This window comes from Robiginitalea insularis (assembly GCF_052497835.1).
Window position 1 is genome coordinate 1,327,258 of sequence record NZ_CP199296.1, and the last position, 12,118, is coordinate 1,339,375.

Consider the following 12,118-nt stretch of genomic DNA (forward strand, 5'->3'; position numbering starts at 1 on the left):
AACACCAATAATGAAAACAATTCTGTCTAACATTACCGAAATTTTAATTTTGCTGATGCTGCTGATAACCCTTTTGCAGAGCGGCTGGGATAAATTAACGGACTGGAGCGGAAACCTGTCCTGGCTAAAAGGGCATTTCGCTGAGTCCCCTTTTAAAAATATGGTTCCGGCCTTACTCGGAATCCTATTGGTATTTGAAATTGTTTCAGGGCTGCTGTGTCTGCTGGGAATTTATCAATTAGCCTTTAATGATGACGCGAGCCTGGCGCTTTACGGAGCCGTCCTTTCGGCTATAACCTTGTTGATGCTGTTATTCGGGCAACGCATTGCAAAAGATTATGAAGGGGCCAGGACCATAATCGTGTATTTTATTCCAACCGTTTTTCTGGTCTTCCTTCTGTCTGCATAAAAAACCCCTCACTTATGCGAGGGGTCTATACTTTTATCTGTTACAAAAGCTCGTTATTTCTTGTACCCTTCGTTTAGCAACTGCAGCACTTCTTCTGTTACATCTTTGGCTTCAGCGCCGTAGAGGACCCCTCCTCCATCACCACCTCCTAAAATAAAGGTATATCCGTTTTGCTCTCCGTAAGACTTAATGGCCTCTTTTACGAGTGATACAACGCTGTCCATCTGCACCTGCCCTTGCTGCTGCATCCGCTGTTCTTCCTGCTGCAGCTGCTGCCCAATCATTTGCGCACGTTGTTGCAGGTTTCCATATTCTTCCTGTGCCTTTTGATCAGACATTCCCTTGGATTTACTTTGCATCATCTGAGCTTCCGCCTGGAAAGCCTGGGAAATACTATCCCTCTTTTGAGCAAAGACCTGTGATTTTTGCTGGTAGGCAGCTTCAACATCAATTTTTCGCTGATAGCCATCCATCAACTTTACATTGTCCACAAAAGCAATTTTATCTTGCTGGCAACCCGCCAAGATAAATACAGCTATTAATATTAATACGTTTCTCATGATTCCTGTTTTGTCAATTAGCTCGCAAAAATAGAAAAGCTTTTCAGATCGACCCCGAAAAACTTGTTAATTTCAAATAGCACATTAAGCCCACTATAAGGTTTATCTATATTATACTTAATATATAATTGTTTTTGTCTATTTGTTGTGGCCATTATTTCCGCCCCCTATTCGAGCCAAAAAGATAAGGATATATAATCCGCTATTAGGAATGAGAAGTGGGCTTATAAAGGCTTATTTGGCCTTAGATGCCTTTTTAAGAATGTATATGTGAGAAGAATACTCCTTGCTGCCTAAGCCGCTAAGGTTTGAAAGCAGCCCCAGAAAAAATGCGAACAATGGCGCAAGCCGGTTTCCCCTGTATTTCTCAGACAGCCAGCTCACATAAAAAGCATCAAACCACATTGGTATAATCTGCTCCATTACAAAGCCCATCGGTTCAAATACTTTTTCAACAGAATCCTTTGAAAAGTGCCATAGGTGTCTTGGCACATCGTAAGCGGCCCAATTCTCTTTATAATATTTGGCATCAAAAGAATTGTGATTTGGAAGGGCCAGAATCAAAACACCCTCTGCTTGCAAGCGCTCCTTAAAGAATCGAATATATTTTTCAAGATCCGGAACATGTTCTAAAACATGCCAAAGCGTAATCACTTCAAATTTTACTTCCGATAGATTCTCGATATCTGATACAATCGACAGCTTTTTTTTCTGGGATAAATTCCTGGCCGCTTTATTCGGTTCTACTCCGAAAACGGTCCATCCATCCATTTGCGCGCTTTCAAGAAATGATCCTGTGCCTGAACCAATATCCAGTAGTTTTCCTTTGGATCCTGCAAGCTTGTTGATCAGCCTTATCTTCCTGCGCAGGTTTTGTCCTTTTACTATTTTATATAAAAATCCCATCAGGCCGGACGGGTTATCGCTATGCGAAATGTAGTCGGATGACTGATAATAGGTTTCCAAATCCTTGGGTACGGGCTGGGTTTGTAATACCCCCGTTTCCGGATGAGGCTTTAATCGGAATGATTCTCCGCTCACCAAATGGTCCTTTATTTGCAGGGATTCCTTAGTCAAATGAAGAGTATCAGTTTATTTGAAGTTTATAAATAATGGAATGTTCCACGTGGAACCTAACGCCCCAAATAGACCAGTAACACACTGATATCACTGGGAGACACTCCGCTTATCCGGGACGCCTGAGAAAGCGTAGCCGGACGAATCGCCTCTAATTTTTCCCTTGCCTCATAAGAAAGCGAGGCAAGTTTTCTATAATTAAAATTCTCAGGTATCTTAATATTTTCTAAGCGCTGTAACTTATCAGCATTCGTTTTTTCCTTGGCTATGTAACCCGAATACTTAACTTCAATTTCTGCCTGCTCCAGCACTTCTGCGCCCAGCTTATTACCATTCACATAATCCGCTACGTCCTGCACTTTGAGCATATGGCCTATTCCAATTCTGGGTCTGGCGAATACTTTATAAAGCTTATCCCCCTGGCTCACTTTCTTTGAGCCTACAGATTCAAGAATTGGATTTATTTCGTTTGGATTGAAGCTTGTTTTCTTAAAAAACCCTACCAGGTCCTCAGATTCCTTCTGCTTCTTCTCTACCTTTTTCAACCTGGCTTCACTTGCCAATCCAAGTCTATAGCCTATTTCTGTTAAGCGCAAATCTGCATTATCCTGCCTTAAGAGCGTTCTGTATTCAGCCCTGGATGTAAACATGCGATAAGGCTCTTCTGTTCCTTTGGTTATTAGATCATCAATTAAAACTCCTATATAGGCCTCATCCCTCCTTAAAATAAACGCCTCTTTCTCGTTTAATTTTAAATGAGCATTTACTCCTGCAATCAACCCCTGACAGGCTGCTTCCTCATACCCAGTTGTTCCGTTAATCTGCCCAGCAAAATACAGGTTACTGATAAGCTTCGTTTCCAGGGTGTGCTTTAATTGGGTAGGGGGGAAATAATCATATTCAATAGCGTAACCCGGCCTGAAGAATTTTACTTTTTCAAAACCCGCCACGGATTTCAAAGCTCGGAACTGAATATCTTCTGGCAAAGAAGTAGAAAAACCATTTACGTAAACTTCGACTGTATTCCATCCCTCTGGTTCAACAAATATCTGGTGACGATCCTTGTCCTTAAACCGGTGGATTTTGTCTTCTATGGAAGGACAGTATCTCGGACCTATGCTTTTGATTCGCCCATTAAACATAGGTGACCGATCAAAACCCTCGCGCAACAAATCATGTACCTGTTCGCTGGTATAAGTCATATGACAATCCCGCTGGTTTTTCAGAACCTGTGTGCTTAGATAAGAAAAATTTCCCGGGTCTTCATCACCGGGCTGCACAATCATTTTACTATAATCCAGGCTTCTTCCATCCACCCTGGGGGGTGTTCCAGTCTTCATCCTCCCTGATTGAAAACCAATTTCCTCTAATTGCTCGGTAATTCCTGTAGCCGCCTTTTCGCCAGCCCGGCCACCACCGAATTGTTTATCGCCAATATGAATTAATCCATTTAAAAAGGTTCCATTGGTTAGTACTACTGCCCTAGCAAAAATATCCAGACCCAAAGATGTCCTAACTCCAACTACCCGATCATTTTTAACCAGTAGCCCACGAACCATTTCCTGATAGAAATCCAGGTTATCTGTTCGCTCTAATGCAAGGCGCCACTCTTCGGCGAACCGCATTCGATCATTCTGGGCCCTCGGGCTCCACATTGCAGGCCCCTTGGATTTATTCAGCATTTTAAACTGAATTGCTGACTTATCTGTTATAACGCCACTATATCCCCCAAGGGCATCAATCTCACGTACAATCTGCCCTTTTGCAATACCCCCCATAGCCGGGTTGCAAGACATTTGGCCAATTGTCTGAAGATTCATGGTCACTAACAGCGTCCGTGAACCCATATTAGCAGCTGCAGCTGCGGCTTCACAACCTGCATGACCACCTCCAACTACTATAACGTCATACTCTTCTGAAAACATACTTAATGTTTCACGTGGAACAATATCAGGCAGGCATCCTCTTCCTTCCTCATCTCCTCCCGTTCGTTTTTACTTTTATCTCCAAAGCCCATTAAATGAAGTACTCCGTGTATCATTACCCTTCTCAATTCCTCTTTACTTGAACTGTTGTATAAATTCGAATTCTCCTTCACTCTATCAACCGATATAAAAATATCGCCTGCAATACCTTTTTGGCTCTCGTATGGAAAGGTTAGAATATCTGTGTAATAATCATGACTTAAATACTGCTTATTCTTTTCCAACAGATATTCATCATCACAAAAGATATAATTTAAATAATCTATACTTTTTCCATAAGCTCCTACACACCCAATAATCCAATCGGTATATTTAAGTTCGTCTACCTCGACCGTTGTTTCATAAAAGAATTCAATCATTATCCTTGAAATACTCCTTGACTTTTCTTTTGTAAATGCGCCGCAAAGGTAATACTTGTCTGTTTAACAACTCAACGTCAATCAATTGTTTTCTAAATACTTCCGGTGGGGTTGTTAGTGGTCCTGTAAATGCTTCTTTATTCGTATTGCTTTTTCTTCTGTTCTCCTCCCCCTGTTCCATAGCCGCATTTTCCAGCTTCATTAATTGTTGCTGTATTCTATTCAACCTATTTATGGTTTTATTTGTTATCCCGCTTCGCAGTAATTCATTTTCGAATTGCTCCATTTCGGCCGCAATTTTCTTAGCTAAATCTTTATCAGCCTCTATAATCATGTCTTCTAATTGCTTTTCCAGCTCTCTCCTTATTTCCTGCTGCTTCTTATAGATTTCATATACCTCTTCATATCCCAGTTCATCTGTCCCGCCCTGGTTCCCTTCATTTCCTTCCTGACCACTTCCCTTGCCTAAACCCTCTTCAGACTTCTTTTCTCCCTCTGAGCCTTCGCCTCCTCCATCTCTTTTGCCTCCCTGCGATTCACCGTCTTTACTTTCCCCTTCTCCCTTCTCTTCTCCTGATTCTCCCTGACTCCCACTTTTACCAGATGATGACCCCTGCATTTGCTGTTGTAACTCTTCCTGACTCATAATTATATCCGGCAATTGTTTCCCACCCCCTGAACCCTTACCAGGCTTTAATGATTCCTGCATATTATCCAGCACATCCGCCAAAAAAGCCGCTAATTCATTAGAAGCAGTAAGTACATACTGCTGGTAGGAAGCTCCCCTATACCATTGGTTCTCGCTAAAACTTTTAAGTGCCTTATCCGTATTATAATAAACGTCCGTAATTTCCTTATTCACTTTTTCGGCGATCTCGGCTTTCCGGAGAGATAAAGCAAAAAGACTATCATCCACATGTTCAAACAGCTTTCGCAGTTGCTGTTGTTTTCGCGTATAGCTACTGCCCCTCACCTGGTCACCATTAAAATCTGTAACACTTTCGAACAGGGTTTCCTGTTCCAGGGAATACACCACTAAATTATCCAGGATTTGCCTTAACATTTCCGCATCTTCTGCCATAGTACTCTCTCCGCCGGCTGCCCCTGCAGATTGAAGTGAATCGGAAAGCTCCTTTAACTTCCGGGCGGCAGCTTTCTGCTTTTTATTTGCCTTCTCAGCATCCTTATTGTTTTCATTATCATCTGATCTGGCCTCATTAATTATCTTTTCGGCTCCCTCTTGTTCCGAACTGATCTGCTGTTCCTTATTCTCATCCCTTGACCACGGCAGCGGCTTTCTCAAATCCTGGTTGTCCTTTTCCAGCTCCTTCAGTTCTTCTTTTAAATCTTCGAATTCCTCCTTCAATTTCTTTTGTTCCCCTTTTCTTAATTGCTCCCTTAAATTTTCATTTTCGGATAGCCGCTCCTGACGTTCCGCTTGTTTGTTCAATTCCCGGCTCAACTGTGCTGCCTTCTGTTCTACATAATACCGTTTGGTCAATTCAAGTAACTGTTCGAGGCTGCGTTCCTTCCCTATTTGTTGCTTTGCGATTTCTTCAAGCTTTTCCTGCAAAGCTTCCTTATCGAGCTTATCCAAAACCTTGCGCATCTCCTCCATCATCTCGGCATTTCGTCTGGCCTCTGCCTCCTGCCGCTCAAGACGCTCCTTTAGCAATTCGTCCTTTTCCACCTGGTCCTCCTTTTGCATATTCTCGGAAAGCGCCTTACTGAACTTCTCCATCAGCCGTTCCTGCCTGATCTGCTTTTGCAGGAATTGATCCAATTCCCTTTCATCCTCGAAATTCAATGAAGACTTCTCGCGTTGGTCATCCAGCAGCTGCTCCAACTCTTTCTCGCTTTTCTTAATGGATTCTCTGGTTTTATCGAAATTCTCAATAAGCTCCTTATCCAACTCCAGTCGCACATTTTCAAGAGCCTCTGTGCCCAATAAACGCATATAAAATTCCTCACTGCGACCCCGTTTTCCACCCCTTAATCCGTCATTATCGGTAGCCTCGAAATACAGGACATAATTGCGATCAGCTTCGAGCTCCAATCCGGATGGGAACGTATAATAAAATTGTCTGAAAACACCACCTTCCTTTGCTATCTCAACTTTAACGTGCTCATCTTCCGGCTGACCTTCAGCGTAATAAACCAGCTCTAGCTTTCTCAAGCCATGGTCATCCAGTGCCTCCCCCATAAAATAAGCTGTATTCGGATTGATCGAATCCCTGACCATTTTTACGCGTATTTCCGGCCGAAGATCCGGCACTACCTCGATGGTATATCGCATATGATCATAATCCCTGACATTGCTGTTGGAAGTGGTCATAGAATACTCATTGTCTTTAAACAGCTTTTTAGTTACTACAAACTGATTGTTATCTGCCTCCAGGACAAAGGAAGTATCCCTGTCTGAATACTTTAACGCCTCTGTATGTACCGTTGAAATTTCCCATTCAATTTGGGTGCCCTCAGGTACAGATGCATTTCCAGTACCTTTGATCGTTTTGTTATCCATCCCTAAATATGCAGGGTATTTCAGTTCCATTTCAAATCGATCTACCACAGGCACTTCAAATACCTCTAATGTGTAGGGACCACTCCTCAATCCGTTTGCAAGCAAATAAAAGTTTTGTGTCTTTAACGGAGGCCGAAATGTATATTCAAATTCACTTGCCTTATCTTCCATTATAAAGGGCTTATCCCCTATAATCACCGATACGGATTCTGGCTGAACCTTGCCTTCTGTTCGTACCCTGAGAATAAAAGGTTTGTCTTCCTGTGTCCTTAGGTTTTTATTTAAAATTGCAAACGCAAACGGGGCCGGGGCCTCAAAAGCCATATCGTACTGCACTACACGCTTATACGATTGAAATAGCTCAAGGCCCTTTCCGCTGACCCAGATAAGCACACCTATCCCTGCCAAAACCACAACAAACCGAATATATTTATAACCCTCCTTTAGCGGGATAGCTTTTGTAAATGGGATTTCCCTAAGCCCGGCTGACCGCTGTTCGATACTTGCCAGTAACAAATCGGATTTTTCCTTGTTGCCGGCCAGCTCCAGCAAATTCTGGAGCCTATCTGCCACTTCGGGAAAGTGCCTGCCAATTAACCTGGCGCTCTGCTCATAGCTAAGGCCTTTTTTAATCCGGAATAATTGTAAAATCGGGACGATCAGATACCGATACGCCAATATTGCAAAGAGTAGCAGCATCCCCCAGAAAAGCATGGTCCTGAAGCCGCTGCCCATCCACAATAAATACTCGAGAACGCTGGATACTACTACAGCCATCCCCAGGCTAAAAACAAAAAGGCAACCCCCTTTTATCAATTCCCGGATATAGTATTGATTCAGAAAGGCTTCCAGTTTCCTGATGATATGTTGATAACTTTGCAAAATCAAGTATATTTATTACCAAGATAGTACGATGCCGCCAATTCGGGGGCCAAAAACATGTTAAAAGGCAAGATGAAGGAGTTTAAATACCTTGCTGCATTTAGTATCCCCCTTACCGCCTGGGTAGGAATCAGCCTGGGAGGATATTACGCTTTTCTCACCCCCGTTTATGCTTTTGTATTTATCCCACTCCTGGAAATGCTGCTTCCCGAGGACCCGGCCAATACTTCCCCGGCAGAAAAAGCGGCAGATGGAATCAACCCTGTTTTTGATTGGTTATTATATCTGAACATTCCCATTATAGCGCTACTGCTGGGGTTTGCCTTCAATAACATTGCCAACAGCGTTCATCCAATTTACGAGTACATCGGGATTGCCTTTTCAGTAGGTATCGTACTGGGTACTAATGGAATTAATGTAGGGCACGAGCTCGGGCACCGAAAATCAGGGATCGAACGCCTTCTTGGAAAAATATTGCTATTACCCAGTCTGTATATGCATTTTTACGTGGAACACAATTTTGGCCACCACATGCACGCGGCAACCCCTGAAGATCCCGCAACGGCCCGGTATAACCAGTCAGTATATTCCTTTTGGATCACCTCGGTAATCAGGCAATATGTAAATGCCTGGAAAATTCAAATAAAGCTGCTTCAATCCGGGAATAAGCACTTTCTTTCCTTAGAAAACAATATGTTCTGGTTCAGTCTTTTTCAAACAGGATACCTCTTGCTGCTCTGGGCCGTATTTGGAATTGAGATTGTCGGTTTCGCCATCCTTTGTGCCGTAATCGGTTTCCTGCTGCTGGAAACTGTCAACTATATTGAACATTACGGGCTTCTTCGAAAAAAGCTTCCCTCCGGCAGATACGAAAGGGTAGAGGAGATTCATTCCTGGAACAGCAATCACCTGGTAGGAAGGATTGTCCTGTATGAACTAACGCGCCATAGCGATCATCACTATAAATCCTCCAAAAAATATCAATTGCTGGACTATCACAGCAAATCCCCGGATATGCCTTTCGGATATCCTACCTCCATGGTTCTGGCGCTGATCCCCCCACTTTGGTTTCGGATCATGAACCCCAGGATTCCGGAGGCCATGAAACCCGCCTGAGAAGCCTTGTTTCTTCGGTTTGCAGCCGTATCTTTGCTTTCCAAATTCAATTAAAATGGAGAAGAGAACCCGAGTCCGATTTGCTCCCAGTCCTACGGGGCCCCTACATATTGGAGGGTTGCGCACAGCCCTTTTCAATTATCTTTTTGCAAAGGGCAAGGGTGGCGACTTTATCCTCCGCATTGAAGATACCGATCAGAATCGCTACGTGCCCGGCGCCGAGGAATATATTGTGGAGTCTCTGGAATGGCTTGGGATCCCTTTTGATGAAGGCCCGGGCACCCCATCCGAGTACGGTCCTTACCGCCAAAGTGAAAGACTTGCCCTGTATGCAGAATTTGCGGAAAAACTCATTGCTTCAGGTTGGGCATATTACGCTTTTGACCGGCCGGAAAGTCTTGACAAGCACCGGGCTGCGCATGAAGCCAATGGCAAAACCTTTATCTACAACTGGCACAACCGGGAAAAGCTCAACAACTCCATCCGATTTAGTTCTGAAACCGTAGCAAAGCGAATTGCGGCCGGGGAACCCTACGTGATCCGCTTTAAATGCCCGGTGAATGAAACCATTGAGCTGAACGATTTAATACGCGGACAAATCCGCATAGACAGCAACACCCTGGATGACAAAGTCCTGTTTAAAAGCGATGGGATGCCTACCTACCACCTCGCCAATATAGTAGACGACCACCTCATGCAGATCAGCCATGTGATCAGGGGGGAGGAGTGGCTGCCCTCGCTGGCATTGCACAAGCTGCTCTATCAGGCCTTTGGCTGGGAAGCACCCCAGTTTGCGCATCTGCCCCTGATCATGAAACCGGTGGGGAAAGGAAAACTCAGTAAAAGGGACGGGGAGAAGCTGGGCTTTCCGGTATTTCCGCTTTCATGGAAGGATAGCTTGGGGTATCGGGAAGAAGGGTACTTTCCGGAAACCGTATTGAATTTTTTGGCCTTATTGGGATGGAACCCGGGTACGGAACAGGAGCTCTTCTCAAAAGAAGAATTGATAGCTGCCTTTGATCTTCAGAGGGTTAACAAGTCAGGAGCCCGGTTTGACCCGGAAAAGAACAATTGGTATAATCATCAGTATTTACAGAAAAAATCTGTGGCAGAGCTCTTGCCCGCCTACAAAAAGCTACTCCATACTCATAGGGTAGACACTACTTTATTTACGGAAGCGTTCCTGGCGAAAGTGGTTGGAATGGTACGGGAAAGAGCCTCTTTTGTAAAAGAGCTCTGGCAGCTGTCCCACTACTTCTTTACGGCTCCCAAAAAGTATGATGAAAAGGCCGTAAAAAAACAATGGAAGCCCGAGACTGCCGACCGCATGGAAGGGGTAAAGCAGGTCCTGGTTTCAGTACAGGACTTTAACAGCGCTTCCATAGAATCTGAAATTAAGGAACATATCAGTTCGTCAGGTTTGTCTTTCGGACAAATTATGGCACCGCTCAGGCTGGCCGTAGTAGGTGCGCTGCAGGGCCCACACCTGTTTGATATCATAGAACTGATTGGAAAAGAGCAAACCCTGCAGCGAATAGATAGCGCTATTGAGCAACTGAAGCTTTGAAATATGCGCCCTGTGGTGTAACTTTTTCTATGTTTTTTCGACCTATACTGTACTGCATTTTTTAATTGTTTAACCATTAACGTACGCACATGAGCTCTTTTATTATATGGTTTCCTATTATCCTGATCGGGTTGGTAATCCTGCTCAGTTCCTTTTTTATCGTAAAACAGCAGACCGCTGTTATTGTTGAACGTTTTGGGCGCTTCCAGAGCATCCGCAATTCAGGTCTGCAGATGAAAATCCCGCTGGTAGACCGGATTTCCGGCAGGGTCAGCCTGAAAATTCAACAGCTTGATGTGATCGTTGAAACCAAAACCCTGGACGACGTATTTGTGAAACTTAAAGTCTCCGTTCAATATGTAGTGATCCGGGATAAGGTTTATGACGCTTTTTACAAACTGGAGTATCCGCATGAGCAAATTACTTCCTATGTATTCGACGTTGTGCGAGCCGAGGTGCCCAAAATGAAACTGGACGATGTTTTTGTAAAAAAAGATGACATTGCCATTGCGGTAAAGACAGAACTACAGGATGCCATGCTGGATTACGGTTATGACATTATCAAAACCCTGGTGACGGATATTGATCCGGATGCACAGGTAAAAGCTGCCATGAACCGCATTAATGCCTCTGAACGCGAAAAAATCGCTGCCCAGTTTGAAGGAGATGCAGCGAGGATACTAATTGTTGAAAAAGCCAAGGCCGAGGCGGAAAGTAAAAGGCTGCAAGGCCAGGGAATTGCGGATCAGCGGCGGGAAATTGCCCGCGGGCTGGAAGAGTCGGTTGAAGTCCTGAACAAGGTTGGGATCAACTCACAGGAAGCTTCTGCCCTTATTGTGGTAACACAGCATTACGACACGCTGCAGGCTATTGGGGAAGAAACCAATACAAACCTTATCCTGTTGCCAAACTCCCCACAGGCGGGAAGCGATATGCTAAACAATATGGTGGCCTCATTTACGGCCAGCAACCAAATAGGGGAAGCCATGAAAAAACAGAATAACCGAAAGAAGGATTCCTAAGCTCCTTTTGTAAACTAAAAAAGCCCGGTAAATACCGGGCCTTTTTTTATCCTTTTCGCAATTTTTTTATCCCCCATTGTATTGCCCATGGCAATACAAACTTCCGGAGGATATCTTCCGTTCCATTCTTGAGCGACCGGAACTGAAACTGTTCCCGAATCAAATGTAATCCTCCCCGGAAACGCTCCTCGGCTATGGACTGCTTTAGTCCTGCAATGCGAATATCCCGGTCGAGCTCTTCAAAGGAAGTATAAACTTTATTACTCATCAGTCGTCAAAATAATATTTGGAAAAACTTTTCAATATACTTGAATCTATGCGTGAACGCATCAGGTATACAATAATTCCCACTACAATATACATCAGTCCTACTGCGACGTAACCCATCGTTTCACTCTCCCACATACTGTTTAAAATAAATGCCAGGGCTATTGAAAGGAAAATTAAGGCTATGAATACTATCAGGCCAAATACCATCCCTTTGATAGAATGGGTGATTACTTTCATGGCAAACCTGAACGTTTTAAGCTTCAGGTATTCTGCAGTGGAATCAACGTACTCCTTTACGGCCGTCTCAGATTCGGTCAGGCCGGATTTTAATTCATCCAGGGCCATCT

Annotated in this window: 11 protein-coding genes; 4 read left to right on the forward strand and 7 right to left on the reverse strand. The window is 43.9% G+C overall.

What is annotated here, in order from left to right; genetic code table 11:
- The first annotated feature begins 10 nt into the window (after positions 1 to 10).
- Positions 11 to 409, forward strand: coding sequence for a DoxX family protein (locus tag ACT6NV_RS06100; protein WP_445386366.1), 399 nt, complete (start codon positions 11 to 13; stop codon positions 407 to 409).
- 53 nt (positions 410 to 462) lie between these two features.
- Here ACT6NV_RS06100 and ACT6NV_RS06105 read toward each other — a convergent pair whose 3' ends face one another.
- The 5 genes from ACT6NV_RS06105 to ACT6NV_RS06125 all read right to left on the reverse strand — a co-directional run bounded on the left by ACT6NV_RS06105 (position 463) and on the right by ACT6NV_RS06125 (position 7,796).
- Positions 463 to 969: an OmpH family outer membrane protein gene (locus ACT6NV_RS06105; protein WP_445386367.1), complete on the reverse strand. Its 507-nt coding sequence runs from the start codon at positions 967 to 969 to the stop codon at positions 463 to 465.
- 234 nt (positions 970 to 1,203) lie between these two features.
- Positions 1,204 to 2,046: a class I SAM-dependent methyltransferase gene (locus ACT6NV_RS06110; protein ID WP_445386368.1), complete on the reverse strand. Its 843-nt coding sequence runs from the start codon at positions 2,044 to 2,046 to the stop codon at positions 1,204 to 1,206.
- Positions 2,047 to 2,102: 56 nt separating this feature from the next.
- Positions 2,103 to 3,971 (reverse strand): tRNA uridine-5-carboxymethylaminomethyl(34) synthesis enzyme MnmG, encoded by a 1,869-nt coding sequence (gene mnmG, locus ACT6NV_RS06115; RefSeq protein ID WP_445386369.1) that lies wholly within the window; start codon positions 3,969 to 3,971, stop codon positions 2,103 to 2,105.
- A gap of 2 nt (positions 3,972 to 3,973) precedes the next feature.
- Complete coding sequence (gene ybeY, locus ACT6NV_RS06120; RefSeq protein WP_445386370.1) at positions 3,974 to 4,390, reverse strand: rRNA maturation RNase YbeY; 417 nt, start codon at positions 4,388 to 4,390, stop codon at positions 3,974 to 3,976.
- The gene (locus ACT6NV_RS06125) at positions 4,383 to 7,796 is read right to left on the reverse strand and encodes a hypothetical protein (protein ID WP_445386371.1); all 3,414 of its coding nucleotides are present in this window, start codon (positions 7,794 to 7,796) and stop codon (positions 4,383 to 4,385) included. The genes ybeY and ACT6NV_RS06125 overlap by 8 nt, the downstream gene beginning before the upstream one ends.
- 72 nt (positions 7,797 to 7,868) lie before the next feature.
- Here ACT6NV_RS06125 and ACT6NV_RS06130 point away from each other — a divergent pair, with 72 nt between their 5' ends.
- The 3 genes from ACT6NV_RS06130 to ACT6NV_RS06140 all read left to right on the forward strand — a co-directional run bounded on the left by ACT6NV_RS06130 (position 7,869) and on the right by ACT6NV_RS06140 (position 11,501).
- Positions 7,869 to 8,912 (forward strand): alkane 1-monooxygenase, encoded by a 1,044-nt coding sequence (locus ACT6NV_RS06130; RefSeq protein WP_445386372.1) that lies wholly within the window; start codon positions 7,869 to 7,871, stop codon positions 8,910 to 8,912.
- Positions 8,913 to 8,967: 55 nt separating this feature from the next.
- On the forward strand, positions 8,968 to 10,479 hold the full coding sequence (gene gltX / locus ACT6NV_RS06135; protein WP_445386373.1) for a glutamate--tRNA ligase: 1,512 nt from the start codon (positions 8,968 to 8,970) through the stop codon (positions 10,477 to 10,479).
- Positions 10,480 to 10,568: 89 nt separating this feature from the next.
- A complete protein-coding gene (locus tag ACT6NV_RS06140) occupies positions 10,569 to 11,501 on the forward strand; it encodes an SPFH domain-containing protein (RefSeq protein WP_445386374.1) in 933 nt (310 codons plus the stop codon).
- Positions 11,502 to 11,547: 46 nt separating this feature from the next.
- Here ACT6NV_RS06140 and ACT6NV_RS06145 read toward each other — a convergent pair whose 3' ends face one another.
- The gene (locus ACT6NV_RS06145) at positions 11,548 to 11,769 is read right to left on the reverse strand and encodes a hypothetical protein (RefSeq protein ID WP_445386375.1); all 222 of its coding nucleotides are present in this window, start codon (positions 11,767 to 11,769) and stop codon (positions 11,548 to 11,550) included.
- Positions 11,769 to 12,116, reverse strand: a complete 348-nt coding sequence (locus tag ACT6NV_RS06150; RefSeq protein WP_445386376.1) for a hypothetical protein — start codon at positions 12,114 to 12,116, stop codon at positions 11,769 to 11,771. The genes ACT6NV_RS06145 and ACT6NV_RS06150 overlap by 1 nt, the downstream gene beginning before the upstream one ends.
- Positions 12,117 to 12,118 lie beyond the last annotated feature (2 nt).